Consider the following 25,844-nt stretch of genomic DNA (forward strand, 5'->3'; position numbering starts at 1 on the left):
GCGCGCCGTGAGGCCCCGGCTCGTGGCGACGTTCACGGTGCTGATCGTCCTGGTGGTCGCGGCGCTGGCGGTGCCGCTCGGCCTGGCCTACGCCGCGCACCGCGCGAACCGGCTGCTGCTCGACCGCCGCGCGGACGCGACCCGGTTCGCCGAGCTGGCCGACCGGGCCGCGCGCGAGGGCGACCGCAGCTCGCTCGTCCCCGAGGTGACCCGCTACGCCGAGCTGTACGGGGCGGCGGTGCGGATCCGCGACCGGGACGGCAGGCTGCTCGCCGAGGCGGGCCGCATGGACGTCGACGACACCGCCGCGACCCGCGTCGCGCTGTCGGGGCGCACCACCGAGGACCTGCCCGCGCTCGGCCCCTTCGGCCCACGCGCGGTGCTGATCGCCGAGCCCGCCGGGCGGGACGCGCAGCTGTCGGGCGCGGTGCTGCTGCTGGCGCCGACCGGGCGGGCCCGCCGCGACATCGGTCTGGTGTGGGCGGCGCTGGCACTGGGCGCGTTCGCGGTGCTCGCCTGCTCGACGCTCGCGGCGCGGGTCCTGGCCCGGTGGATCCTGCGGCCCGTCACCGACCTCGACCGCACCACCGGCGAGATCGCCGGTGGACGGCTGGACGCCCGCGTCGACCCCGGCGTCGGCCCGGCGGAGCTGCGCCGCCTCACGTCCCGGTTCAACGCGATGGCGGACGCGGTGTCGGCCGCGATGGAGCGCCAGCGCGCGTTCGTCGCCGACGCCTCGCACGAGCTGCGCACCCCGTTGACCGTCCTGTCGCTGCGGCTGGAGAACCTGCTGCCGCACCTGGACGCCGCCGGGACGCGCGAGCACGAGGAGGCGATGGCCGAGATCGACCGGCTCGCCGCGCTCGTCGAGGCCATGCTCACGCTCGCGCGGGTCGAGTCGGGCGCGGCGGTCCGCGACGTCGACGCGACCGCCGAGCTGCGGCCCCGGCTGGCGGGGTGGCGGGAGGTGTTCGCCGCCAAGGGGCTGACGCTGGCGGCGGAGCTGCCGGAGTCCCTCCTGGTCCACGCCGTGCCGGACGCGGTCGCCCGCGTCGCCGACACCGCCCTGGACAACGCGCACAAGTTCGTCCCCTCGGGCGGCACGGTCACGGTGACCTTGGAGGGGACGCCGGAGGGGGCCGTGCTGCGGGTCGCCGACGACGGGCCCGGCCTGAGCGGGGACGGGCTCGCCGACGCCGCGTCCCGCTTCTGGCGCTCGCCCGACCACGCGAACGTCCCGGGCAGCGGACTCGGCCTCGCGATCGCCGCGGAGCTGGCCGGGGCGAGCGGCGGGACCCTGCGCCTGCTGCCGGGCAGCCCGTCCGGCCTGGTCGTCGAGCTGCGCCTCCCGGCCTAGCGGGCCGTCACCCGTAGGTGGAGCGGTAGTAGCGGGCCGCGCCCGGATGCAGCGGGACGGCGCCGGTGCCGATCGCGTAGCGGCGGTCGAGGCGCCCGCCGGGCGCGTCGGGGGCCTCCAGCCGGTCCCGGCTCGCGAACAGGATCCGGGTCACGGTGAACGCGACGTCGCCCGGCAGCGACGCGCGGCACACCAGGTAGCTCGGCGTGCCGACGGTCGGGACGGGCCCCGCCCCGCCGTACTCCCCCGCCGGGACGGCGGCGTGCTCGTAGACCGGGCCGTGCGCGCGGCGCAGCGGCGCCACCAGCCCGTCGAGCGGGAGCAGCCGGACCGGCGTCGCCCGCGCGAACGCGGCGAGCGCCGGGGTCGGCACGCCGCCCGACCAGAAGAACGCCGCGACGCGGCCCGCGCGCAGCGCCCGCGCCGAGGCGTCCAGGCCGAGCGTGGACACGACCGCGGGACGGCGCAGCCGGGCCGCCGCGAGGACCCGCTCGGCGCTCACCGCCGTGCCCGAGAGCGCCGCGCCGATCGACACCCGGCGCCCGGCCAGGTCGGCGGGCGAGCGGACCGGCGACCCCGCGAGCACCACCAGGTGGACGTAGTTCATGTACATGCGGGCGAGCGCGGCCACGGGGCGGTGCTCGGCGAGGACGGCCCGGTCGGCGCTGTCGGCGAGCGAGAACCCCAGCTCGGCCCGGCCGTCGGCGAGCATGGCGAGGTTCTCCACGCTCCCGGACGTCCGCAGCACCCGCGCGTCCAGGCCGCGGCGCCGCAGCTCGTCCGCGAACCGCCGGCCGAGCACCTCGTAGGCGCCGCCCGCCTCCCCCGCCGCCAGCCTGAGCCGCGCCCTCGGCCCGGACCGGCCCCCGCAGCCCGCCACGGCGGCGGGGGCACCGGCGGCCAGCGCGAGGAACGCCCGCCGGGACGCGGCGCCGCTCATGCGGTGCTCATACGGTGCTAATGCGGTGCTCATACGGGGCTCATCCGAACGCGGGCGGGCGCTTCTCGCGCAGCGCCGCCACGCCCTCGCGGACGTCCGGGCCGGTGAAGCCGAGGAACTCCATCGCCAGGGACGCCTCGAACGTCGGTCCCGCCAGCCGCAGCCAGTTGTTCAGCGCGTGCTTGGTGAGCGACAGCGCCTCCGCCGGGCCGGCGGCGAGCCGCGCGGCGATGTCCAGCGCCCGCTCGTGCACCTCGGCGTCGTCCACGCACAGCGACACCAGCCCGATCCGCTCCGCCTCCTCGCCGGTCATGACCTCGTTGAGCAGCAGGTAGTACTTCGCCTTCGCCATCCCGCACAGCAGCGGCCACACGATCGCCGCGTGGTCGCCCGCCGCGACCCCGAGCCGGGTGTGCCCGTCGATGATCCGCGCCGTGCGGCCGGCGACGGAGATGTCGGCCAGCAGCGCCACCGCGAGCCCCGCGCCCACCGCCGGGCCCTGCACGGCGCTGACCACCGGCTTGGAGCAGTTCAGCACGTTCATCACGATGTCGCGGGCCTCGCGCATGATCCGGCGCCGCGCGGCGTGGTCGTCCATCATCCGCTCGATCATCGCGAGGTCGCCGCCCGCCGAGAACGCCGTCCCCGCGCCGCGCACGAGGACGGCGCGGACGTCCTCGTCGGCGTCGGCGTCCCGCCAGATCTCCGCCAGTTCCCGGTGCCCGACGGCGTCGACCGCGTTGAGCCTGCCGGGCGTGCTGATCGTCACCCGGAGCACCCCCTCGGCCGCCCAGTCGATCCCGAGCCGCTCGTAGGCCTCGTACCGTCCGCTCATGCCGCCCCGCCCTCCCGTGCCTCGTCGTCGAGGTCCTCGAACGCCGCGCGCAGCCGCCGCACGGCCAGCCGCATGGCCTCGGCCCCGGCGTCGAAGATCTCCGGCAGCAGGAAGAACGAGTGGACGACGCCGTCGAAACGGCGCAGTTCCACCGGGACGCCCTCCGCCGCCAGCCGCCGCGCGTACGCCTCCGCCTCGTCCCGCAGGATGTCGCACTCGGCGGTGATCACGGTAGCGGGCGCGGCGCCCGCGAGGGTGGGAGCGCGCAGCGGGGCAAGCCGGGGATCGGCGGGGTCGGCGCCGCCCCGGTACAGCTCCAGGAAGCGCGCGAGCGTCGCGGCGTCCAGCCCGTAGCCCCGGCCGTACTCGGCCCAGCTCGGGGTGTCCATCGCCGTGTCGGTGACCGGATAGACCAGCAGCTGGTGCGCCAGCGGGACGCCCCGGTCGCGGGCCAGCAGCGCGAGCGCGGCGGCCAGGTTCCCCCCGGCGCTGTCGCCCGCGACCGCGACCGCGCCGGGCCGCGCGCCGTAACGGCCCGGGTCGCGGGCGAGGGATGCCAGCGCCGCCCACGCGTCCTCCACCGCCGCCGGGAACGGATGCTCGGGGGCCAGCCGGTAGTCGACGCCGAGCACCGCGCATCCGGCGCCGGCCGCGATCTCGCGGCACGCCGCGTCCACGTTGTCGACGCCGCCCAGCACCCACCCGCCGCCGTGCAGGTAGACCACGGCGGGCAGCGCGCCCTCGCCCTCGGGCAGCGGGCGGTAGAGCCGCACCGGGACGGGGCCGCCCGGCCCCGGCACGGTCAGGTCGGCGACGTGCGGCAGCTCCCGCGTCACGAGCGGGAACGCGGCGGCGAGCACGCGGCGCATCTCCTCGATCGGGGGCTCGTCCGGCGGGGCGCCGTCCGTCCAGGAGGCGAGCAGCTCCAGGAAGCCCGCGGTCTGCGGGTGCAGGGGCATCGCGGCGGCCTCCGGGTCAGCCCGCGGCGGCCTCGGCGACCAGCGCCTCGAACAGGCGCCGGTCGTCGCCCTCCTCGGGGTGCCACTGGACGCCGAGCCCGAACCGGTGCCCCTGGAGCTCGACGGCCTCGACGACCTGGTCCTCGGCCCACGCGACCGCCGACAGCCCCTTGCCGAGGCGGCTCACCGCCTGGTGGTGGTAGGTCGGCACGTCCGACTCGTCCCCGAGGATCTTGCCGATCGTGCTGCCCGCGCTGATCCGCACCCGGTGCGAGCCGACGATCCCGGTCTCCGGGGAGTGGCCCTTGTGGCCGACCGCCTCGGGCAGGTGCTGGACGAGCGCCCCGCCCCGCGCGACGTTCAGCACGTGCATGCCCCGGCAGATCGCCAGGAACGGCAGGTCGGCGTCCACGGCCGCGCGGACGAGCGCCAGCTCGTACCGGTCGCGCTGGGGCTGCGGCGGGCCGGTCTCGGCGTGCCGCTCCGCGCCGTACAGGTCGGGGTCGACGTCGCCGCCGCCCGCGACGACGATGCCGTCCAGACGCGAGACCAAGGCGCCGAGGCCGCGCAGCGTCGCGGCCGGGGGCAGCAGGACGGCGACGCCGCCCGCGCGCTCGACCGAGCGCGGGTAGGACACCGGCAGCAGCGCGGCCTCGCGGACCCACACGCCCCAGCGGGCCGGTTCCTGGTAGGTGGTGACGCCGATGAGCGGCGGCGCGCCGGCGCTCGGTTCCGGTGCTCCTCGGATCGCCTCTGACATGCGTGGTTCCCCTCTCCACGGCGCTGGCCGCGCTTCGGTCACGATATGTGGCGAGTCGCCACCTTTGTGACGTCATCATCGTGCACCACCGGCCGCCCCCCGTGACGCTCCGCCCCGCCCCAAGGCCGCACTCCGTAGCGAACAGATCACGCCGCCCTTTCTCTACCGGGGTGGAGATTACTCTCCCGCCGCCGCCCGGTCCGTTCTCGGGAGGCGCGCGGCGGCGCGGCGGAAAATTCCGCGCGGCGCCATGTCACCGAATTTCCGCGCACTACATAACCGACCAATCACGCTCTTTCGGTACTGATCGGTATTCGTCCTCTTTGTCAGAAAAGTTCGCACCAAACCCGCCCAGCGCGCGGCTACGCTCCGTCATATCGGCTCGGAGTTGCCGTGAACCGCTTGAGGACCGGTCGATTCGGATGCGAGAATCTCACCGAGCCGGGCACCCGACGCCGCGCGCGGGCGGAACCGGCGCCCGATGACCCAAGAGGGCGAGCCTGACATGTCATTGGATCCCCGCATTCTCAAAGAGAGCTTCAGCCGCCTGGAAAACGAGCCGGGAAAGGCGGCGCGCTATTTCTACGGCCGCCTGTTCGCCGAGAATCCGCGGCTGCGGGCGCTGTTCCCGCCCGCGATGGGCGCCCAGCACGACCGCCTCCTCCACGCGCTCGGCAGGATCGTCTGGAGCCAGGACAGCCCCGACGAGCTGAGCGCCTACCTCGCCCGGCTCGGCCGCGACCACCGCCGGTTCGGGGTGCTGCCCGAGCACTACCCCGCCGTCGGCGCCGCACTGATCGCCACCCTGCGGACGTTCGCCGCCGACGTCTGGAGCGCCGAGGCCGAGGCCGCCTGGAGCGCCGCCTACCGGTCCGCGTGCGACACCATGATCGCCGCCGCCGAGCGGGACGCCGCGACCGCGCCGCCCTGGTGGGTCGCCGAGGTCGTCGAGCACGACCGCCGCGCGGCCGACCTCGCCGTCCTCACCCTGCGGCCGGACGACCCGCTGCCCTACACCGCCGGCCAGTACCTGCCCGTGCAGACCGCGCGCTGGCCCCGGGTCTGGCGGCCCTACTCCATCGCCAACGCCCCGCGCCCGGACGGGCTGCTGCGTCTGCACGTCCGCGCGCTGCCCGCCGGCTGGGTGAGCGGCGCCCTCGTCCGGCACACCAAGCCCGGCGACACCGTCCTGCTCGGCCCGGCCATGGGCACGATGACGCTCGACCCCGCCTCGGACCGCGACCTGCTGCTCGTCGCGGGCGGCACCGGCCTCGCCCCCGCCAAGGCCCTCGTCGAGCAGCTCGCCGCCTGGGGGCACCGGCGCGACGTCCACCTGCTGATGGGCGCCCGCACCGCGCGCGACCTGTACGACCTCGCCGACCTGCGCCGGCTGGAGTCGGCGCACCCGTGGCTGAAGGTCGTGCCCGTCCTGTCGGAGACCCCGGAGGGGGACCCCGGCCCGGACGTCCCGCACCGGCCGCACGGCCTGCTGCCCGACGTCCTGGAACGGCTCGGCGGCTGGGACGGCCACGACGCCTACGTCGCCGGGCCGACTCCGATGGTGCGGCAGACCGTGGCCGTGTTACAGCGGCTGGGCATACCGCTGACCGACATCCACCACGACCTCCTCCAGGCCGAGGAGGTCCCCTCCGCCGACGGCCCGCACGCCCGCGTCTAGCGCCCGGTCAGGACGTGCCGGGCGGGACGGGCGTGGCCCGCCAGCGGCACGGCGCGCCGCCGTCCACCCCGTCGCCCTCCACCGTGTCCACCCGGCCCTGCGCCTCCAGCATGACCAGGTGCGCGAGCGTCTCCAGCATCGCCGCGCGGCGCATGAACGGCCGGATCTCCGCCCACGGCCGCGACCAGGTGAGCCGCCGGGCGAGGTCCCAGGCGGTCGCCCCGTCCACGCCCGCGCGGATCACCTCCAGCGCGATCTCGTCCAGCCGCGCCGTGTGGTGCTCGGCGAGCGCCCCGACCCGGTCGGCGAGGCCCGCGAACCGGTACTCGTGCCCGGGCAGGACCTCCTCGGCGTCCAGGCCCCGCACCTTGTCGAGCGAGTCGTAGAAGTCGGCGAGCGGGTTGTGCCGCTGCTGCGGATGCACGCCGATCGCCGGGGTGATGCGCGGCAGCACGTGGTCGCCCGACAGCAGCAGCCGCCGGTCCGGCTCGAAGAAGCAGACGTGCCCGGGCGAGTGCCCCGGCGTCCACACCGTCCGCAGGTTCCAGCCCGCGATCGGCACCTGCTCCCCGTCCTCCAGCAGCAGCTCCGGGTCGGTGTGCCGGACGAGCGGCAGGATCGCCCGGGACGCCTCGGCGAGCGGCCCCGCCTCCTCGTCCGGGACGCCGTGCAGCGCCATCTGCCGCCGCATCGCCTCGATCAGCCCGTCGAAGTCGCGGTACCGGTCGCGCAGCAGTCCCGCGTCGGCCGGGTGCAGCGCCACCCACGCGCCGGACGCCTCCCGCACGCGTCCCGCCAGCCCGTAGTGGTCGGGATGCAGGTGCGTGACCAGCACGGCCTTGACGTCGCCGACCTCGTATCCGGCGACGCCCAGGCCCGCGCACAGCGCGTCCCACGCCTCGGGGGTGTCCCAGCCCGCGTCCACGAGCGCGATGCCGTCCGGCACCTCCAACCCGTACACCAGCACGTACCGGAGGGGGTTGTCGGGCAGCGGCACCGGGATCGACCACAGCCCCGGCCGCACCTGCTCCACCGGCGGGAGCACGCGCTCCTGCCACGCCTGGTGCTGCAGGATGCCGGTGATCTTCATCGGTTCTCCGGGGACGGAAGCACGGTCGGCACAGCTGTCTATCACGTCACCGGAGCGGCGCGATCACCCGACCCGCGCGGTCACCAGCCCGCGCGCTCGCGCAGGTACGCGGTCGTGCGCTCGTCGGCCGGATAGAACGACTCGATCGCCAGCTCGGCGAGCGTGACGTCGACCGGGGTGCCGAACGTCGCGATCGTGCCGAAGAACGACAGCTCCTGCCCGTCCTTGCGGACCCGCAGCGGGACGAACACCTCGTTGCCCGCCGGCGGCGCCATCGCCTCCCCCACGTCGCCCGGGAAGCTCCGCAGCTCCCGGTACAGCCGCTCCAGCGCCGCGTCCGCCGTCAGCGCCACGTGCCGCCGCACCCGGTCGATCATGTGGGCGCGCCACTCGGCGAGGTTCAGGATGTGCTTGGCGAACCCGTCCGGGTGCATGCTGAGCCGCAGGACGTTCAGCGGCGGCTCCAGCAGCTCCGGCGAGGCGCCCTCCATGAACAGGCCGGCGGCCTCGTTGGCGTCGATCAGGTTCCAGAAGCGGTCCACGACCACCGCCGGGTAGGGCTCGTGCCCCCGCAGCACCTGCTTCAGCGCGGCGCGGACCGAGTCCATCCTCGGCTCCTCGATCGGCGTCTCGGCGAACACCGGCGCGTAGCCCGCCGCGACCAGCAGCAGGTTGCGGTCGCGCAGCGGCACGTCCAGGTGCTCGGCGAGCCGCAGCACCATCTCCCGGCTGGGCGCGGACCGCCCGGTCTCCACGAAGCTGAGGTGCCGCGTCGAGACGTCCGCCTCCGAGGCCAGTTCGAGCTGGCTCAGCCTGCGCCGCTGCCGCCAAGCCCGCAGCTGGTCGCCGATCGGCCGCGCGTCGCCCAAGGTCATCGTCGTCACCGCGCCGACGCTACCGAGCGGGGGTCATCGCGGCGATGACGCCCCAGGTAATGGACGTGAGCACGAGGACGGGCACCGGCCGCTGCCTTTACGTTGTAGATCTCTAGACCTTCCGCCACTGCGGGACCCACGCGCCGTCCTCGACCTCGTAGTCGCCGAACAGGTCGGGCGCCTCCCGGCGCATGACCTCGCCGATCCTGCCGAACAGCAGCCGGATCTCCTCCTCGGCCCCGGGCGCGGTGCGGTTCTCCAGCGTGTGGCGCAGCGTGCGGACGTTGGCCGTCCAGACCAGGCCGGTGCCGACGCCCTCGGGCGCGAACCGGCGCATGAACGAGGTCTTGTGCTTCTTCTCCTTGAACGGCACGCCCTCGTCGTCGAGCCCGAAGTGCCCGGCCATCCAGCCCTGGAACTCCTCCATCTGCTCCAGCATCGCGGTCGCGCGCTTCATCAGCTCGGGGTCCTCGCGGGCCCACTCGGGGAACCAGAACGGGATGTCCTGGAGGCGGACGAACCGCAGCGACTCCTGCGAGATCGCCACGCCGGGCCGGTGCCGGACCAGCTCGTGGGTGAGCACGCGGCTCACGTTGTGCAGGACGAAGCTGAAGCTGACGTGCTCCAGCACCGAGCCGTGCAGGCTGCGGAGGATGTTCTCCAGGTACTGCCCCTGGTCGGTGCGGACCCTGACCACGTTGGGGTTGAGGCCCGGCTCCCACGACCGGTAGCACAGCCGCCCCGCGAACTCGGCCAGGTTCTGCGGGTCGTTCAGCTCGGCGTCGAGGTCGCCCCGGTCGAGCCGCTCCAGCCAGCTCTCGCCGCCCACCTCCCGCAGGTAGCGGGCCACCTCGCCGTAGTCCAGCTCGGGCCGCGCTACGAGGAACACCTCAGGCTCGACGCTCTTCACTGTCGTATCTCCCCTTGGGTCGAGTGGTCCGCCCCATAGGAAACCACCCTGGTCCGGGTGCCGGTAACCCGGCACCCCGGACGCGCGAACCACCGCCCGAACGGCGGGGACCTCCGCTGTCATGTGCGTCCCATGGTGACACTCATGAGGGCTATGGCGCAGACTGGACGGGTCCGCCCGAACGGAGAGGAGCCCGATGCCCGCCGAGCTGAAGGTGCTGGGCGCGTGCCCGCTGGACTGCCCGGACGGCTGCTCGTGGGTCGTCACCGTCCGGGACGGCAGGGCCGTCCGCATGCGCGGCAACCCCGACCACCCCTACACGCGCGGCGCCCTCTGCGCGAAGGTCAACCGGTGGCTGGAACGCGCGGAGCAGCCCGACCGGATCCTCCATCCGATGCGCCGGACGGGCCGCAAGGGCGAGGGCCGGTTCGAGCGCGTCAGCTGGGACGAGGCGCTCGGCGAGATCGCCGAACGGCTGGACGGCGTCGTCCGCGAGCACGGCGGCGAGGCGGTCTGGCCCTACTGGGGCACCGGGACGCTCGGCTACCTCCAGGGCCTGGAGGGCTACTCCGGGCGGCGGTTCTTCAACGTGCTCGGCGCGTCCGCGCACGACGCGAACATCTGCTCGGCGGCGGGCGCCGCCGGGCTGGAGGCGACGATCGGGTCGGCGGGCGGCATGGACCCGCAGGACCTCGCGCACGCCCGGCTGCTGATCCTGTGGGGCACCAACCCGCTGACCAGCGGGCACCACCTGTGGGCGTTCGTCCAGGCGGCACGGAGGAAGGGCGCGCACCTGGTCGTGATCGACCCCGTCCGGACGCGGACGGCGCGGCAGGCCGACGAGCACCTCGCCCCCCTGCCCGGCACCGACGCCGCGCTCGCGCTGGCCCTCCTGCACGTCGTCGTGGGCCTCGGCGCGCAGGACGAGGAGTTCCTGGCCCGGCACACCCAGGGCTGGGAGGAGTTCCGCGCGCGGATCGCCGGGTTCCCGCCCGAGCGCGCGGCGGAGATCACCGGCGTCCCGGCGGACCGGATCCGCGCGCTGGGCGAGCGGCTCGCGCGGACCCGCCCGACCGCGATCCGCGCGACCCAGGGCATCCAGCGCAACGCCGGCGGCGGCTCGACGCTGCGCGTCCTCGCGTCGATCCCGGGCGTGACGGGCGACTGGGCGCGGCTCGGCGGCGGGCTGTCGTTCTCCACGTCCGGGCACGTGAAGCTGAACAAGGCGGCCCTGTACCGCGACGACCTGCGGCCGCGCCCGGTGCGGACGCTGTCGATGAGCCGCCTCGGCGAGGGCCTGCTGGACGTCCATGACCCCCCGGTCAAGGCCCTGTTCGTGATCGCCGCGAACCCGGTGGGCAGCACCCCGCACCAGGGCCGGGTGCGGCGCGGCCTGGCCCGCGAGGACCTGTTCACCGTCGTGCTGGACCAGTTCCCCACCGACACCGTGGACTACGCCGACATCGTCCTGCCCGCGACGTTCCAGCACGAGCACGCCGACCTGCACGAGGGCTACGGCCACCTGTACCTGACGTGGAACGAGCCCGCCGTGGCCCCGCCCGGCGAGTGCCTGCCGACCGCCGAGACGTTCCGGCGGCTGGCGCGGCGGATGGGCCTGGAGGAGCCGAGCCTCTACGACTCCGACGAGAGCCTCGCCGAGCAGCTGCTGGACTCCGACCACCCCTGGTTGGCGGGCGTCACGCTCGACCGGTTGCGCAAGGAGGGTTTCGTGCGGATGTCCGTGCCGGACCCGTTCCTGCCGTACGCCGACGGTTTCCCGACGCCGTCCGGACGGCTGGAGTTCCGCTCCGCGCTCGCGGCGGCCGCCGGTGCCGACCCGGTCGCCGGCTACACGCCCCCGGCCGAGGTCGCGGACGCGGCGCGCGCCGCCCGCTACCCGCTGGCGCTGATCTCGGCGGCGTCGCACGAGTCCCTGAACACCCAGTTCGCCAACAACCCCGAGCTGCGGCGGCGCCGGGGCGAGCTGTCGGTCCGGCTTCACCCGGACGACGCGGAAGCCCGGGGCCTCATCTCGGGGCAGGCCGTCCGGGTCGCCAACGACCGGGGCGCGTTCGAGGCCGTCCTGGAGGTCACCGACCAGGTCCGGCCGGGCGTCGCCGCGACCTCCAAGGGCCACTGGCCGAAGTTCGCGGGCGGCGCCAACGCCAACGCCGTCGTGGACGAGCGCGACACCGACCTCGGCGGCGGCCCCGTCTTCCACGACACCCGCGTCGAGATCACCGCGATACCTGACGACCCCGAGAACGCACACTGAGCACACCCGTCCAGCGCCGATGTCACCCCGGAGGAAGGCGCGATACCGTTCGCGGTGCGGCCACGCCCTGACGTTCGGCGCCGCTCGCCGGGGGGGCGTGCCGTCCGAGCCCCGCTCTGGAAAGGAGCTTTCCTTGGTGGTGTTCTGGCTGGCGACCGCCGGGTATGCGGCGGTGTGGTTCGTCGCCGCGCGCGCCGCGTACCTCAAACTGAACGAGGACGACGACGGCACTGAGGACGACTTCGTGATGAGGTTCGCCGGCGCGGTGGCCGCGTGCACGTCCGCGTTGCTCTGGCCGCTCTGGCTGCCGGTGTTCGCGGTCATGGCCAGGCGTCCTCCGACGCGTCGGCGGCTGCTCGCCGACCTGGCGGACCGTGACCGCCGCATCGCCGCGCTGGAGCGGGCCTTGGAGATCGAGCCCACCGTGCCCGAGGACCGCCGCTGACACCGGCGAAGTCGATCCTCCTCTGAGCGGCCAACCGGTACGGTTTGGCGCGGAGGAAAGTCATGACTTATCAGGCCATGCTCGACCGTGCCCGCAAGTTCGAGCGGCAGGGGCGGGCCGGGGAGGCCGCTGCGGCCTACGCGGAAGCGGCGAAGGCGATGGAGGCGCGGGGCGACTGGACGTCCGCCGTCGCGGTGCGGGCCCGGCACGCCCGCGCGCTCGCCGCGGCCGGGCAGACCGGTGAGGCGCAGCGGATCCTCGACGCCGTCGAGCGGGCCGCCGCGTCCATGGGCGGGGAGGTCCGTGCGGTCCTGGACGCGCAGGCCGCGCACGTGCTGGCCGCCGCCGGGCGCACCGGCGAGGCGGCGCGGCGGGCGTGGGCGGCGATGACCGGGTTCGCGTCGCTCCAGGACCACCGGCGCGCGGACGCGGCGGGCGTCCACGCGGCGCGGCTCATCGTGCGCGACGCGGGCCCGCGCAAGGCGCTGCTGCCGCTGCGCGAGCTGCTGGCGCAGATGCCGCCCGGCGGGGACGGGCACCGGCGGGTGGCGGAGCTGCTCGCCGAGGCCGAGCGCCGCCCCGACCGCGACCACGACATCCTCGTCACCGATCCCGACGGCGCACCGTGGGGACGGCTCGCCGCCGCGCTGGCCGTCGGCGCGCACCTGGCCGTCGGCAACGGCGTCGCGTGGAACGCTCTCACCGACGACGGCAACGACCGGGAGCTGCTGGAGCGCGACTGGGGCGTCACCGACTCGGCGAGCTGGCGCGAGCAGATGGACCGGCTGCTCGACGCGAACAACAGCGACCCCGCGATCCAGATGGTGCTCGACCGGCGCGGCCGGGGCACCGACCCGCGGGCGTGGCGGGCGGCGATCGTCGCCTGGTGCGAGGAGCGCGACATCGGGGAGCAGACCGTCCGCGAGGTCGTCGGGCTGTCCGCGACGATCCTGCGGTACGAGTCCCGGTTCCGCGCCGACGGCCTGCTGCCCCCGGGCGGCCTGGTCGAGAGCGTGTACGGCTACGACTTCGGCCGCGCGGTGAACATGGCCCGCTGGGGCCTGAACTGCGGGTACTGCGACGCGGAGGAGGCCGAGAAGTGCGTGCTGACGGCCGGCCACCGCGCCCACCAGGTATACCCGTCGTGGGAGTCGTTCTCCGCCGGGTACATCCTCGGCCGGATGCTCCGCTTCGACGACGGCGAGTTCGGCGAGTGGTACGAGCGTTCGCTCACCGGCCACCGCGTGCTCGCGGAGGACCCGGCCAGCCCCTGGCGCCGGATGTCCTGGGGCTAGCTCCGGGCGGCACGGTCAGAGCGCGTCGATCTCGTCGATGATCGCCTGGCGGGCGGCCGCGTCCAGGCACGAGGCCGTGACCGCGTTGCGGGCGAGGGCGGCGAGCGCCGCGCGGTCCAGGCCGAACACCTCGGCCGCCGCCCGGTACTCGCCGGTGAGCGTGGTGTCGAACATGGGCGGGTCGTCGCTGTTGAGCGTGACGAACAGGCCCGCCTCCAGCATGCGCGGCAGCGGGTGCTCCGCCAGGGACGCGACCTGCCCGGTGCACACGTTGGACGTCGGGCACACCTCCAGCGGGATCTGCGTCTCGCGCAGGTGCGCGACGAGGCGCGGGTCGTCCAGGCAGCTGATGCCGTGCCCGATCCGCTCGGCGCGCAGCCCCTCGATGTTCTCCCAGATCATCTCGGGCCCGCTCATCTCGCCGCCGTGCGGGACGCTGCGCAGCCCGGCGGCGCGCGCCGCCGCGAACGCGTCGCGGTAGGTGTCGCGGTGCGGCGGGCGGCACTGCTCGATGCCCGCGAGCCCGAACCCGACCAGCGCCTCCGGCGGGTGGGCGAGCGCGTGGTCGAGGGTGCGGCGCGCGCCCTCCTCGCCGAACTCGGAGGGGATGTCGAAGATGTAGGCGACGCGGACGCCGTGCGCGTCCCGCGCCTCCCGCACGGCGCGGTCGAGCGCCTCGGTGATCTCCGGCATCGGCATCCCGGCCCGCTGGTGGGTGTAGGGGGTGACGGTCAGCTCGACGTGGCGGACGTTCTGCGCGGCGAGGTCGCGGGCCGTGCCGAGGACGAGCGTCGCGACGTCCTCGGGCGTCCGGACCAGGCTCGACACCGACTCGTACACCTCGGCGAAGTGCGGGAAGTCGCGGAACCGGTAGAAGTCGCGCAGCTCGCGCTCGCCGACCGGGACGGGGCCGTCCGGGTGGCGGCGGGCCAGCTCCAGGACGGTCGGGACGGACGCCGAGCCCACGAGGTGGACGTGCAGCTCGACCTTCGGGAGGGCGTCGATGAACGCCTCGATGGAGGGGTGTTCGGTCAGCACGCCGCGAAACTAACAGCCGCCGGGCCGCGACCGACAGGAGAAACCGCCGAACCTCACATCAGATTGTCAAGAATGGTCTCGACGGTCGGGCCGGGTGCCAGGATGGAAGCGTGAGGGCTTCCCGGTTGATCTCGCTCGTCCTGCTCCTCCAGTCGCGGGAGACGATGACGGCGGCCGAGCTGGCGCGCGAGCTGGAGGTGTCGGAGCGGACCGTCTACCGGGACGTGGAGGCGCTGTCGGCGGCGGGCGTCCCGGTGTACGCCGACCAGGGCCGCAACGGCGGGTACCGGCTGGTCGGCGGGTACCGGACGCGGCTCACCGGGCTCACCCGCGAGGAGGCCGAGGCGCTGTTCCTGTCGGGGCTGCCGGGCCCGGCCGGGGAGATGGGCCTCGGCGGCGCCGTCGCGTCGGCAGAGCTCAAGGTGCTCGCGGCGCTCCCCGCGCCGCTGCGGGACGCGCCCGCCCGGGCCGCGCAGCGGTTCCACCTGGACGCGCCGGGCTGGTTCGGGGAGGCCGAGCCGCCGCAGCTGCTGCGCGAGCTGGCGCGGGCGGTCTGGGAGGACGAGGTCGTCGAGCTGCGCTACCGCAAGGACCGGGAGGTCGTCCGGACGGCCGAGCCGTACGGGCTCGTGCTGAAGAACGGCACCTGGTACCTGGTCGCGCGGGTGGACGGCACGCCGCGCACCTACCGGGCGGGCCGGGTCACCGCGGTCCGGCCCACCGGCGAGCGGTTCGAGCGCGACGAGTCGTTCGACCTGGCCGCGCACTGGCGGGAGCAGGCGGCGGCATTCCTGCGCTCGATGCTCGGCGACGAGGTCACGGTGCGGCTCAGCCCCGCCGGGATGCGGGCGCTGCGGTGGGCCGTCGAGCCGTACGCGGCGGAGCGGGCGGCCGAAGCGGCGGGACCGCCCGACGGGAAGGGATGGGTCGTGACCACCCTGCCCGTCGAGTCGGTGCCCGTCGCGTTCTCGGAGCTGCTCCGGCTCGGGCCGGAGGCGGAGGTCCTGGACCCGCCGGAGCTCCGCGCCCGGATGGCCGACGCCGCCGCCCGCCTCGCGGCGCTCTACGACCGGGCGCCGGACGCCTCCGGCAGGCCGGACGCTACCGGTAACCGCTGACGTCGGCGGGCAGGTCCGGTTCCACGACCTCGGCGATGTAGCGCCAGGCGTCGGGACGGCTGCCGTCGGCGTCGGTGAACCCGTACTCCTTGGCCAGGCCCCCGCTGGACAGCGAGGCCCCGTTCCAGCGGGCCCGCTCGGGGTCGGCGGCGAGGGCCGCGACGGCGCGCCCGACCAACGCGGGCGTTTCCGAGATCGCGAAGTGCGGAATCTTCTCGGTGGCGTCGCGCCACGTCTCCTCGGTGACGCCGTAGTGGTCGAGCATCGCCTCCGAGCGCAGCCATCCCGGCGTCAGCGAGAGCGCCGTCGCCCCGTACGGGGCGATCTCCACGGACTGGGCGAGCGCCATGCGGATGACGGCGCTCTTGGCGAGGTCGTAGAAGAACCCGACGTCCTTGCGGTACTTCGCGTTGTACTCGGCGGTCCCGTCGGTCACCTCGACGACGAGCCCGCCGGGCTCACGGATCATGAGCGGCAGCGCGTGGTGGCTGGTGATGGCGTGGGTGTCGATGGCCAGCCGGAGCAGGCGCAGGCCGTCCTCCAGCGACTGCTCCCACAGCGGCTTGCCGAACTCGAAGAGCCCGTCGCCGCCCCAGACGTCGTTGACCAGGACGTCCAGCCGCCCCTGCTCCTTATCCACGCGCCGGACCAGCGCGGCGACCTGGGCGGGGTCGAGGTGGTCGGCCGGGGCGGCGATACCCTCGCCGCCCGCGGCCGTCACCAGCTCCGCCGTCTCCTCGATGGTCTCGGGACGGTTCATCTCCGACCGGCGCCCCCGGGTGGAGCGTCCGGTGCAGTACACGGTCGCGCCGGCGGCGCCCAGCTCGACGGCGATGCCGCGGCCGGCCCCCCGCGTCGCCCCCGCGACCAGTGCGATCTTTCCAGTCAGTGCACGGTTCATGGAGACGATGCTGGCACCGAAACCTGACATCCCACGTCAGGCTTTCCCGGGGCGTCGCCGGTTTTGGGGATGGATTTTCGGTCAGGTGAAGATGCTGACGCCGCCCGGGCCGACCAGCAGGCCGACCACGATGAGGACGGCGCCCCAGATCAGGTCGCGCCGCGCGAGGATCACATAGATCCCCGCGATGACCAGGATCACAGCGATGAGCCACAGGATTGTCATCATGTGGAGCGGGATCCCCGCAACAAGACCGGCAAAACACTCGGCTTAATTTCGGTCACCCGAAACGCGGATTTGGTACGGAGGGGGGACGCCTCCCCCCTCCGTGGGGGATAACAGCGGTCAAACACGTGTCACGGAAACGTGGCACTCTTGCCGTCACAGAGTCTTCCGTCCGCAGACCCCGCACGGTAGGGACCACAGAACCATTTCCGGCTCGTCCGGCTAGTGCCTCGGGACTAGGGCCGCCGCCCGAAACACCCCCGAACGGCATGAGGGCCCGGTCAGCGGCAGAGCCGGAGCACGTTGGCGACGATCTTGTGCCCGGCCCCGCCCGCCGCCGTGAGGATCGACTCGGGGTGGAACTGGACGGCCCACCGGCGGCGCCGCGGGTCCTCGATCCCCATCACCACGTCGCCGGTCAGCGCCGTCACCTGGAACCCCCGCAGCCGGTCGGGCGTGGTGTGCAGGGAGTGGTAGCGGGCGGCGGTGAACTCGTCCGGGAGGCCCTCGAACAGGCCGCCGCCGGCCACCTTCACCTGCCCCGGCTTGCCGTGGGACGGCTCGGGCAGCAGCGCGAGGCCGCCGCCCGCGTGCTCCACCATGGCCTGGAGGCCGAGGCAGACGCCGAAGACGGGGAGGTCGCGCTCGTCCAGCGCGTCCATGAGCGCCGCCGTGCCGAAGTCCTCGGGACGGCCCGGCCCCGGCGACAGGACGACCAGGTCGGGAGCGTGCTCGTCCAGCATCCGCACCGGAAAGCCGTGCCGCAGCGTGACGACCTCGGCGCCCTCCTGCCGGAAGTAGTCGGCGAGCGTGTTGACGAACGAGTCCTCGTAGTCGACCAGCAGGACCTTCAGGCCCTCGCCCGGCCGCGCCGGCTCCGGCGCGGCCTCCCCGGCGGCAGCGGCGGGGGCGGGGGCGGCGCCGGTCTCCGCCTGCGCCGCCGCGAGCGCCCCCAGCAGGGCGCTGGCCTTGAGGTGCGTCTCGCGCTCCTCCTCCTCGGGGTCGGAGTCGTAGAGCAGCGTCGCCCCGGCCCGGACGGTGGCGACGCCGTCGCGGATCTGCGCGGTGCGCAGCGTCAGGCCGGTGTTCATCGAGCCGTCGAACCCGATGAACCCGACCGCGCCGCCGTACCAGCGGCGCGGCGACTCCTCGTGGTCCTCGATGAACTGCATCGCCCACGCCTTCGGGGCGCCGGTGACCGTCACCGCCCACATGTGGGTGAGGAACGCGTCGAGCGCGTCGAACCCGGGCCGCAGCCGCCCCTCGATGTGGTCCACGGTGTGGATCAGCCGCGAGTACAGCTCGATCTGCCGGCGGCCGAGCACCCGCACGCTCCCGGGGACGCAGATCCGCGACTTGTCGTTGCGGTCGACGTCGGTGCACATCGTCAGCTCCGACTCGTCCTTGGCGGAGGTGAGGATCGCGCGGATCTGCTCGGCGTCCTCCAGCGCGTCGCCGCCGCGCCGGATCGTCCCGGCGATCGGGCACGTCTCCACCCGGTCGCCGGTGACCCGGACGAACATCTCCGGCGAGGCGCCCACCAGGTACTCGCCGTCGCCCAGGTTGAACATGAACTCGTACGGCGCCGGGTTGGTCTCGCGCAGCCGCTCGAAGAACACGGCGGGCGCGTCGCACCGCCCGTACATGGCGTGCCCCGGCGTCACCTCGAACAGGTCGCCGCGGACGAACCGCTCCTTCGCCTCCCGGACCATCCGCGCGTACACGCCGGGCACCGGCTGCGCGGGCAGGTCGGCCGCCGCCTCGGGCACCGGCGTCGGCTCGGTGGCGCGCGGCAGCCCGGCGGTGCTCGCGCCGCCGACCTCGAACTCGTACGCCAGGCGGTGCGAGGTCTCGCGCTTGCGGTCCACGACGACCATCTCGTCCGCCAGGTGCAGGACGAGGTCGCGCTGGTCGGCGGGGCGTTCCAGCCGCGTCCGGAGCGGCTCGAACTGGAGCGACAGGTCGTAGCCGAACGCGCCGTACAGGCCGAGGCGGGGGTCGTCGCAGCGGAAGACGTCGGCGACGGCGCGCAGGGCGGTGAACACGGTCGGCTGGCGGCTGCGGTCCTCCTCGGCGAAGAACTCCTCGGTGGGCGGGACGTACACGGCGAAGACGTCCGGCTCGTCGGCCCGGACCTCGCCGGTCGCCCGCAGCGCCGGGACCAGCGCGGGCAGCACGACCCGGCCGCGCCCGTTGAGCGCGCGCACCGTGACCGTCCGGCCGCGCGCGACGATCTCCAGGCAGGGGTCCACGTAGGCCATGTGCCAGCGGCTGTAGCGTCCGGGGTACTCCATGCCCGAGCTGAGCACCCCGCCGCGCCGCTCCCCCACGGCGGCGACGAGCGCGTTGAGCACCGCCGACCCCCGCTCGGGATCGACGGGCGTCGCGGTACGGGTCACGCCGATGCCCCCGGCCGTGACGAACTCGCTGCTCATCGGCTGCTGTGAGACGGTCTCCACCGTGGTGGCCCCTCGTCGTTCGGGCCCTGCGCCGGCGGAGGACATGCGAAACGACCGCCGGGAGGGCGGTCGCCTTGGTCTTGAACGTGCACGAACCGGCGCCGCCTCAGCGGCGCCACCACCACTGGAAGGTCGCGGTTCGCATGCGGCGAGGCTACCACGGCGGCCGCGCCCGCGACGGCGCGTACGCCCGGGAACCCGGCCCGTGACCAGGGGGCCTACGAAGCGAGATCGGTCCGTGACCGCCCGGGGATAGGCTCACCCGGCTTCGATCATGGCCCGGCCCGTGCCCCGAGGCGGGCCGCGCGCTCGACCGCACGTGACGAGGAGGGCCCCTTGGCCTCGACAGAACCCGGCACGGACCGCACCCCGCCGCCGCCTCCCGCCCGCTCCGACCGCAGCCGCTGGAACTGGCTCCTCGCCGTCCCCGCCGCGGTGCCGCTGCTGACCTTCCTGTACAACGACGACGAGCCCCGCCTCGGCGGGTTTCCCGCGTTCTACTGGATGCAGTTCGCGTTCATCCCGCTCGGCGTGGTCTGCACGGTCCTCGTGTACCGCATGACCCGGAAGCGGGGCTGAGCGGCGTGTCCAGCGACCACCTCACCGAAATGATCGTGTTCGGCGCGCTCTTCCTGCTGGTCAGCGGAATGGGCTTCGTCGCGGCGCGGTGGCGCCGGCCGGGTGACATGGACAGCCTGGACGAGTGGGGGCTCGGCGGCCGCAGCTTCGGCGGCTGGATCACCTGGTTCCTGCTCGGCGGCGACCTGTACACCGCCTACACGTTCGTCGCCGTCCCGGCGCTGGTGTTCGGCGCGGGCGCGGCGGGCTTCTACGCCGTCCCGTACACGATCGTGATGTACCCGATCGTCTTTCTCGTCCTGATCCGGCTGTGGTCGGTGTCGCACGTGCACGGGTTCGTCACCCCCGCCGACTTCGTCCGCGCCCGGTTCGGGTCGCCGACGCTGGCCCTCGCGGTCGCGGTCACCGGCATCGTCGCGACCATGCCCTACATCGCGCTCCAGTTGGTCGGCATCGAGGCCGTGCTGAAGTCGATGGGCGTGCACGGGCACTGGCCGATCGTCATCGCGTTCGTGGTGCTGGCGGCCTACACCTACCAGTCGGGGCTGCGGGCGCCCGCGCTGATCGCCTTCGTCAAGGACGTGCTGATCTACCTGGTGATCATCGTCGCGGTGCTGTACATCCCGACGAAGCTCGGCGGCTGGGGCGACATCTTCGACTCGGCGCAGGCGAAGTTCGCGAAGAGCCCGGCGCCGAACGACGGGATCCTGCTGGACGGCACGAACCAGCTCAACTACGCGATGCTGGCGCTCGGCTCGGCGCTCGCGCTGTTTCTGTACCCGCACAGCGTCACCGGCGTGCTCGCGAGCCGGAACCGCGACGTGATCAAGCGGAACATGGCGGCGCTGCCCGCCTACAGCCTCGTGCTCGGGCTGATCGCGCTGCTCGGCCTGATGGCGATCGACGCGGGCGTGAAGCCGGTGGTGACCGACGGGAAGCCCGACACCAACACGGTCGTCCCGCTGCTGTTCGACAAGATGTTCCCCGACTGGTTCGCGGGCGTGGCGTTCGCCGCCGTCGGCATCGGCGCGCTGGTCCCGGCGGCGATCATGTCGATCGCGGCGGCGAACCTGTTCACCCGCAACATCTACAAGGAGTACCTCCGCCCGGACGCGACCGAGAAGCAGGAGGCGACGGTCAGCAAGCTCGTGTCGCTGGTGGTCAAGGTCGGCGCGGTGGCCTGCATCCTGCTCCTGGACCCCGAGTTCTCGATCGACCTCCAGCTGATCGGCGGCGTCATCATCCTCCAGACGCTGCCGTCGGTGGCGCTCGGCCTGGTGACGCGCTGGTTCCACCGCGGCGCGCTGCTGGCCGGCTGGGCGGCGGGCATGGCGGCGGGCCTGTGGATGCTGTACGAGGTCCCGAACCCGGCGAAGGGCAAGGAGCACTTCGGCGGCTCGGCCTACAAGCTGGGCGACCTCGGCCTCGACACGAAGATGACCGTCTACGTCGGCATGCTGGCGCTGGCCGTCAACCTGGCGGTCGCCGCCGCCGGGACGCTGGTCTGCCGGGCGGCGCGGCTCGCCGACGGCGTGGACGCGACCCGTCCGGACGACTACCTCGCCGACGCGAGCGACCCGAAGGTCAAGCCGATCGAGCTCGCCGGCAGTACCTGATCCATGCCGACATGTGACCCATGTCATACAACCGGACGGCGGCCCGGCGGGGTCTCCCAGGTGTGAACGCCTCACCGCGCGACCTTCTGGGCGCCGCACCACGCGATCCCGTCGAGCTGTCGGTCGTGATCCCGGCCCACAACGAGCTGGCGCGCCTGCCGCGCACGCTCGGCGCCGTCCGGGCGCACCTGGACCGGGGCGCGGACCGCTGGGAGCTGATCGTCGTCGACGACGGCTCCACCGACGGCACCGCGCGGCCGGTGCGGGCCGCCGCCCGGCGCGACCCGCGGATCCGGCTGCTGCGCACGCCCGCCAACCGGGGCAAGGGGCACGCCGTCCGGACCGGCGTGCTCGCCTCGCGCGGGCGGCTCGTGCTGGTCACCGACGCCGACCTCGCCACCCCGGTCGAGGAGCTGGACCGGCTGCGCGCGGCGCTCGGCCCGCGGTGCGCGGCGGCGATCGGCTCGCGGGCGCGCGTCCGGCGGCATCCGCTGCGGCTGGCGCCCGCGCGGCTCGGCCGGACGCTGATCCGGGCGCTCGCGGTGCGCGGGATCGAGGACACCCAGTGCGGGTTCAAGCTGTTCGACGGCGGCCGGGCCCGGGCCGCCTTCACCGTGGCCCGGGTGGACGGCTGGGGCTTCGACGTCGAGATCCTCTGCCTGTTCGCCCGGCTCGGCTGGCCGGTCGCGGAGGTGCCGGTCCGCTGGACGCACCGTCCGGGGTCCAAGGTCCGTCCGGTCGACTACGCGAAGGTGCTCGCCGAGGTCGTCCTCATCGGGTTGCGGCTCGGGCCGGTGCGGGTCGACCCGCCGCCCCGGGAGGCGGCGCCGGTCCCCGCGGTCCGGGACGGGCGGGTCCCGGCGTGACGGCGGACGTGGGCGCCCGGCCCGGCGTGGACGGCGCGCGGCCCCGGCGGCGGCTCGGCGGGCGGCGGGCCGACCTCGCGGTCACGGCCGGGTTCCTGCTGGCCGCGGTCGCCGTCCTCGGACGGCTGTGGGCCGACCCCGGCCGCCGCTACCTCGTCGACGGCGGGCAGGACCAGACCCAGTGGGAGTGGTTCTTCGCCGTCACCGCGCGCGCCGTCACCCACCTGGACGACCCGTTCTTCACCACGCTCCAGAACCATCCCGCCGGCGTGAACCTGATGGGCAACACCGTCATGCTCGGGCTGTCGGTGCCGCTGGCGCCGGTCACCCTGGCGTTCGGGCCCTCGGTGACGTGGGCGCTGGTGCTGACGCTCGGCCTCGGCGGGAGCGCCACCGCCTGGTACCGGCTGTTCCAGCGGCACCTCGGGGCGTCCCGGGCCGCCGCGGCGGTGGGCGGCGGGTTCTGCGGGTTCGCGCCGCCGATCGTCTCGCACGCCAACGCCCACCCGAACTTCGTGGTGCTCGCCGCGATCCCGTTCATGATCGGACGGCTCGTCCGGCTGGCCCGGGGCGAGGGCGGGCCCGTCCGCGAGGGCGCGCCGCTCGGCCTGCTCGCGGCGTACCAGATCTACCTGGGCGAGGAGGTGCTGCTGCTCGCCGCGACCGGGCTCGCGCTGTTCGCGGCGGCGTACGCGGCGCTGCGCCCGGCGGCGGCGCGGGCGGCGGCGCGGCGGCTCGCGCCCGGGCTCGGCGTCGCCGCCGGGGTCTTCCTGCCGCTCACCACCTACGCGCTGGTGTGGCAGTTCTTCGGCAGGCAGAGCTATGACGGGCTGGAGCACTACCCGTCCGGCAACGACGTCACGGCGCTCACCGCGTTCGCGCGCCAGTCGCTCGCGGGGCACCAGGCGCTGCCGGGGCCGCTGGACGCGAGCCCGACCGAGCAGAACGCGTTCTTCGGCTGGCCCCTGGTGGTGCTGGTCGGGGCGCTGCTGGCCTGGCTGGCGTGGCTGCGGCGCGACCCGCTCGCGCGGGCGCTGGGCGTGGTGATCGTCGGTGCCGCCTGGCTCTCACTCGGCCGCGAGGTGGTCGTGGACGGGCACGACACCGGAATCCCGGGGCCGTGGCGGCTGGTGTCGCGGCTGCCGCTGTTCGAGTCGGTGATCGAGTCGCGGTTCACGCTGGTGTGCGTCCCGGCGGTCGGGCTGCTTCTGGCGCTCGGCGTCGACCGGTTCCTCGCCGCCGCGCCGCCGGGGAGGCGGGCCGGGGTGCTGTGCGGCGTCGTCCTCGCGCAGGCGCTGGTGCCGGTCGTGCCCAAGCCGCTCGCCGCGCACGACCGTCCGCCGGTGCCGGCGTTCTTCACCGACGGGACGTGGCGGCACCACGTCCGCCCGGGCCGGACGCTGGTGCCCGCGCCGCTGCCCGACGTCCCGGACGCGACGCCGCTGCACTGGCAGGTCGAGGCCGGGCTGGGGTTCCCCGTCCCGGAGGGCTACTTCATCGGCCCGTTCGGAACCGACCGCGAGGGCGGGTACGGCGCGCCCCGGCGGCCGACGTCCGACCTGCTGGCCAAGGCGCGCGACGAGGAGTTCCCGCCGGTCGTCAGGGACGCCGACCGGGCCGCCGCCCGCGCCGACCTCGCCTACTGGAGGGCCGACGCGGTCGTGCTCGGCCCCGGGGACCGCCACCAGGTGCTGCGCGAGGTCCTCCAGGAACTGCTCGGGCCCGGGAGGTACGAGGGCGGCGTGTGGGTGTGGGACGTGGGGAGGTGACCCCGTCGACGAACGCGAGTACGTCGAGTACGTGACCGGGGCACTGCCGGGGCTGCGGCGGATCGCGCACCTGCTGTGCCAGGACGCGCACCGCGCCGACGACATCGTCCAGACGACGCTGACCAGGCTCTACGTACACTGGCGGCGGGCCCGCGCGGCCGAGGACACCGACCGGTACGTCCGCGCGATCCTCGTGCGGGCCTTTCTCAGCGAGCGGCGGCTGGCCTGGGCGCGGGTCCGGCTGACGGGCGCGCCCGCCGACACGCCGGGGCAGGCGTCCGCGCCGGGGCCGGACGTAGAGACCCGGGCCGTGGTCCGCGCCGCGCTGGAGCGGGTGCCGCCCAGGCAGCGCGCCGTGCTCGTCCTGCGGTTCCTGTGCGACCTGCCGGTCGCGGAGGTCGCGGAGATCCTCGGCTGTTCGGAGGGCACCGTGAAGAGCCAGACCGCGCACGGCCTCGCCCGCCTGCGCGCCCTGATGGGCGCCCGCGACGCGGCCTTCCCCACCGCCCGGGGAGAGGAGTAACACCATGGACGACCAGGACAAGGACACCGTGCGGCTCCTCGGGACGCTGCGCGGCCTCGAGCCGCCCGCCGCCGGGACCGTGGACACCGGACGCGCCGTCCGGTCGGGTCGGCGCCGGGTGCGGGCCCGCCGCGCGGCGGCCGCGGGCTCCACCGCCGCCGCGATCGCGGTGATCGCCGTCTCGGCGGCCCTCGCGCAGCGGGCGGGCACCGACCCCGATCCGGCCCCCCGCCCGGCGGCGTCGGCGGAGCGGTTCGACGCGGGCCGGCACGCGTTCACGGTCGGGTCGGCGGGCGGCTTCGCCCCGGCGTCCTACCAGGCCGGACGCGACGTCCAGCGGATCACGCTGCGGGTCGAGCACCCCGGCGGCGCGCTGCGCGCGGACGGGATCGTGGAGATGTACCCGGCGGGCGGGCTGCCGCCGGGCAGCGGCGGCCGGACCCCGTCGGGACGGCGCGCACCCGACGTGCACGGCCATCGCGCGTACGTCCTCGCCACTCCGGTGCTGCGGGCCGGCGCGGTGGAGCTGGCGTGGGAGTGGAAGCCCGGGGCGTGGGGCTTCGTGTCGCTCAAGGGGCAGGGCGCGGACGAGGCGCGGGCCCAGCGGGTCGCCCTCAGCGTGCTCCCGGCCGGGGGCGGCTAGGCCCGGACGCGGGACCGGACGCAGGCCCGGACGCGGCGACCGGGAGACCACCGAGGATCAGCTCGACCAGGCCGTCCACGACCTCCGCCCTCGGTACCTCGCGGTCGTGGTCGAGCCACCAGTCCCCCGCCGTCCGCACCATGCCGACGATCGCGTGGCCCCACACGTGGGCGCGGACCGGGTCGACCGGCTCGCCCTCGGCGATCAGCGTCTCGGCCAGCTCCCGGCCGACGTCCCGGACCATCGCGCTCATCGCGCCGTGCGCGGCCGGATCGCGCGCCCCGGCCCGGTGGACGAGGAAGCGGTACAGGTTCGGGTCCGCCGAGATCGTCGCCAGGTAGGCGTCCACGGTGGCGCGGGCGCGCGCGGCCATCGGCGCGTCCCGGGAGAACTCGCCCCGCAGGGCCTCGATCAGCGCGCGCGTGTGCCGCTCGGCGAGCGCCCGGTACAGCCCGCCCTTGTCGCCGAAGTGGCGGTACAGGATCGGCTTGCTGATCCCGGCCTCGGCGGCGATCGCGGCCATCGACGCGCCCGGCCCCTCCCGCCGGATGACGCGGTCGGCGGCCTCCAGCAGCGCGCGACGGCGATCGGGATCGCGCCCCGCCCCCGTCGTCATGGTCTGGAACCTACCCGGAACGGTCCCCGCGGTCGCGGTCGAACACCAGGGAGGCCGTCGACCCGCGTCCCG

Annotated in this window: 23 protein-coding genes and 1 pseudogene; 12 read left to right on the forward strand and 12 right to left on the reverse strand. The window is 74.7% G+C overall.

Annotated elements, in window-relative coordinates; genetic code table 11:
- Window positions 1-7: 7 nt before the first annotated feature.
- Entirely contained in the window at window positions 8-1,357 is a 1,350-nt protein-coding gene (locus K2F47_RS33140) for a sensor histidine kinase (protein WP_242910015.1), read from the forward strand.
- A 7-nt stretch (window positions 1,358-1,364) separates the two neighbouring features.
- Here K2F47_RS33140 and K2F47_RS33145 read toward each other — a convergent pair whose 3' ends face one another.
- Genes K2F47_RS33145 through K2F47_RS33160 form a run of 4 tightly spaced genes read right to left on the reverse strand, consistent with a single transcriptional unit; the run spans window position 1,365 to window position 4,851 of the window.
- On the reverse strand, window positions 1,365-2,330 hold the full coding sequence (locus tag K2F47_RS33145; RefSeq protein WP_242910017.1) for a TAXI family TRAP transporter solute-binding subunit: 966 nt from the start codon (window positions 2,328-2,330) through the stop codon (window positions 1,365-1,367).
- Window positions 2,331-2,337: 7 nt separating this feature from the next.
- The gene (locus K2F47_RS33150; protein WP_242910019.1) at window positions 2,338-3,132 is read right to left on the reverse strand and encodes an enoyl-CoA hydratase/isomerase family protein; all 795 of its coding nucleotides are present in this window, start codon (window positions 3,130-3,132) and stop codon (window positions 2,338-2,340) included.
- Complete coding sequence (locus K2F47_RS33155) at window positions 3,129-4,091, reverse strand: alpha/beta hydrolase (RefSeq protein WP_242910020.1); 963 nt, start codon at window positions 4,089-4,091, stop codon at window positions 3,129-3,131. Before K2F47_RS33155 ends, K2F47_RS33150 begins: the two co-directional genes overlap by 4 nt.
- Window positions 4,092-4,107: 16 nt before the next feature.
- Window positions 4,108-4,851: a gamma-glutamyl-gamma-aminobutyrate hydrolase family protein gene (locus tag K2F47_RS33160; protein ID WP_242910022.1), complete on the reverse strand. Its 744-nt coding sequence runs from the start codon at window positions 4,849-4,851 to the stop codon at window positions 4,108-4,110.
- Window positions 4,852-5,356: 505 nt separating this feature from the next.
- Here K2F47_RS33160 and K2F47_RS33165 point away from each other — a divergent pair.
- A complete protein-coding gene (locus K2F47_RS33165; protein WP_242910024.1) occupies window positions 5,357-6,529 on the forward strand; it encodes a globin domain-containing protein in 1,173 nt (390 codons plus the stop codon).
- A 7-nt stretch (window positions 6,530-6,536) separates the two neighbouring features.
- On the opposite strand, the gene K2F47_RS33170 is transcribed toward K2F47_RS33165, so the two are convergent.
- From K2F47_RS33170 to thyX, 3 genes are all read right to left on the reverse strand, one after another.
- Window positions 6,537-7,619: an MBL fold metallo-hydrolase gene (locus K2F47_RS33170; RefSeq protein ID WP_242910026.1), complete on the reverse strand. Its 1,083-nt coding sequence runs from the start codon at window positions 7,617-7,619 to the stop codon at window positions 6,537-6,539.
- 80 nt (window positions 7,620-7,699) lie between these two features.
- Window positions 7,700-8,494 (reverse strand): helix-turn-helix domain-containing protein, encoded by a 795-nt coding sequence (locus K2F47_RS33175; protein ID WP_272497855.1) that lies wholly within the window; start codon window positions 8,492-8,494, stop codon window positions 7,700-7,702.
- Window positions 8,495-8,606: 112 nt separating this feature from the next.
- Window positions 8,607-9,404 (reverse strand): FAD-dependent thymidylate synthase, encoded by a 798-nt coding sequence (gene thyX / locus K2F47_RS33180; protein ID WP_242910030.1) that lies wholly within the window; start codon window positions 9,402-9,404, stop codon window positions 8,607-8,609.
- Window positions 9,405-9,600: 196 nt separating this feature from the next.
- On the opposite strand from thyX, the gene K2F47_RS33185 reads away from it, so the two are divergent.
- The 3 genes from K2F47_RS33185 (at window position 9,601) to K2F47_RS33195 (ending at window position 13,419) form a co-directional block, all read left to right on the forward strand.
- Complete coding sequence (locus K2F47_RS33185; protein WP_242910032.1) at window positions 9,601-11,679, forward strand: molybdopterin-containing oxidoreductase family protein; 2,079 nt, start codon at window positions 9,601-9,603, stop codon at window positions 11,677-11,679.
- A 133-nt stretch (window positions 11,680-11,812) separates the two neighbouring features.
- Window positions 11,813-12,124 (forward strand): hypothetical protein, encoded by a 312-nt coding sequence (locus K2F47_RS33190; protein ID WP_242910034.1) that lies wholly within the window; start codon window positions 11,813-11,815, stop codon window positions 12,122-12,124.
- Between the two features lie 62 nt (window positions 12,125-12,186).
- A complete protein-coding gene (locus K2F47_RS33195) occupies window positions 12,187-13,419 on the forward strand; it encodes a DUF1266 domain-containing protein (RefSeq protein WP_242910037.1) in 1,233 nt (410 codons plus the stop codon).
- 15 nt (window positions 13,420-13,434) lie between these two features.
- Here K2F47_RS33195 and add read toward each other — a convergent pair whose 3' ends face one another.
- Window positions 13,435-14,457 carry an adenosine deaminase gene (add, locus tag K2F47_RS33200; protein WP_242910039.1) on the reverse strand — a complete coding sequence of 341 codons (1,023 nt, stop codon included), beginning with the start codon at window positions 14,455-14,457 and terminating at the stop codon, window positions 13,435-13,437.
- Window positions 14,458-14,567: 110 nt separating this feature from the next.
- On the opposite strand from add, the gene K2F47_RS33205 reads away from it, so the two are divergent.
- Complete coding sequence (locus K2F47_RS33205; RefSeq protein ID WP_242910041.1) at window positions 14,568-15,575, forward strand: helix-turn-helix transcriptional regulator; 1,008 nt, start codon at window positions 14,568-14,570, stop codon at window positions 15,573-15,575.
- Here the strand turns inward: K2F47_RS33205 and K2F47_RS33210 are convergent.
- The 3 genes from K2F47_RS33210 to K2F47_RS33220 all read right to left on the reverse strand — a co-directional run bounded on the left by K2F47_RS33210 (window position 15,559) and on the right by K2F47_RS33220 (window position 19,205).
- The gene (locus K2F47_RS33210; protein WP_242910043.1) at window positions 15,559-16,476 is read right to left on the reverse strand and encodes an SDR family oxidoreductase; all 918 of its coding nucleotides are present in this window, start codon (window positions 16,474-16,476) and stop codon (window positions 15,559-15,561) included. The genes K2F47_RS33205 and K2F47_RS33210 overlap by 17 nt on opposite strands.
- 81 nt (window positions 16,477-16,557) lie before the next feature.
- Window positions 16,558-16,704: a GPGG-motif small membrane protein gene (locus K2F47_RS33215; RefSeq protein ID WP_173390966.1), complete on the reverse strand. Its 147-nt coding sequence runs from the start codon at window positions 16,702-16,704 to the stop codon at window positions 16,558-16,560.
- 278 nt (window positions 16,705-16,982) lie between these two features.
- Window positions 16,983-19,205: an anthranilate synthase component I gene (locus K2F47_RS33220; protein ID WP_272497807.1), complete on the reverse strand. Its 2,223-nt coding sequence runs from the start codon at window positions 19,203-19,205 to the stop codon at window positions 16,983-16,985.
- A gap of 291 nt (window positions 19,206-19,496) precedes the next feature.
- Here K2F47_RS33220 and K2F47_RS33225 point away from each other — a divergent pair, with 291 nt between their 5' ends.
- From K2F47_RS33225 to K2F47_RS33250, 6 genes and pseudogenes are all read left to right on the forward strand, one after another.
- Window positions 19,497-19,739, forward strand: coding sequence for a DUF3311 domain-containing protein (locus K2F47_RS33225; protein WP_242910045.1), 243 nt, complete (start codon window positions 19,497-19,499; stop codon window positions 19,737-19,739).
- A gap of 5 nt (window positions 19,740-19,744) precedes the next feature.
- Entirely contained in the window at window positions 19,745-21,355 is a 1,611-nt protein-coding gene (gene mctP, locus K2F47_RS33230) for a monocarboxylate uptake permease MctP (protein ID WP_242910047.1), read from the forward strand.
- 62 nt (window positions 21,356-21,417) lie between these two features.
- Entirely contained in the window at window positions 21,418-22,221 is an 804-nt protein-coding gene (locus K2F47_RS33235) for a dolichyl-phosphate beta-glucosyltransferase (RefSeq protein ID WP_242910049.1), read from the forward strand.
- The gene (locus K2F47_RS33240) at window positions 22,218-23,990 is read left to right on the forward strand and encodes a hypothetical protein (protein WP_242910051.1); all 1,773 of its coding nucleotides are present in this window, start codon (window positions 22,218-22,220) and stop codon (window positions 23,988-23,990) included. The genes K2F47_RS33235 and K2F47_RS33240 overlap by 4 nt, the downstream gene beginning before the upstream one ends.
- 19 nt (window positions 23,991-24,009) lie before the next feature.
- Window positions 24,010-24,513: pseudogene (locus K2F47_RS33245) on the forward strand (SigE family RNA polymerase sigma factor); the annotation flags it as partial.
- A gap of 4 nt (window positions 24,514-24,517) precedes the next feature.
- Window positions 24,518-25,156: a hypothetical protein gene (locus K2F47_RS33250; RefSeq protein WP_242910054.1), complete on the forward strand. Its 639-nt coding sequence runs from the start codon at window positions 24,518-24,520 to the stop codon at window positions 25,154-25,156.
- Here K2F47_RS33250 and K2F47_RS33255 read toward each other — a convergent pair.
- Window positions 25,128-25,772 carry a TetR family transcriptional regulator gene (locus K2F47_RS33255; RefSeq protein ID WP_242910055.1) on the reverse strand — a complete coding sequence of 215 codons (645 nt, stop codon included), beginning with the start codon at window positions 25,770-25,772 and terminating at the stop codon, window positions 25,128-25,130. The two genes, K2F47_RS33250 and K2F47_RS33255, sit on opposite strands and share 29 nt — an antisense overlap.
- Window positions 25,773-25,844 lie beyond the last annotated feature (72 nt).

Origin of the sequence: Actinomadura terrae, from assembly GCF_022751215.1 — a bacterium.
Classification (GTDB): domain Bacteria; phylum Actinomycetota; class Actinomycetes; order Streptosporangiales; family Streptosporangiaceae; genus Spirillospora; species Spirillospora terrae.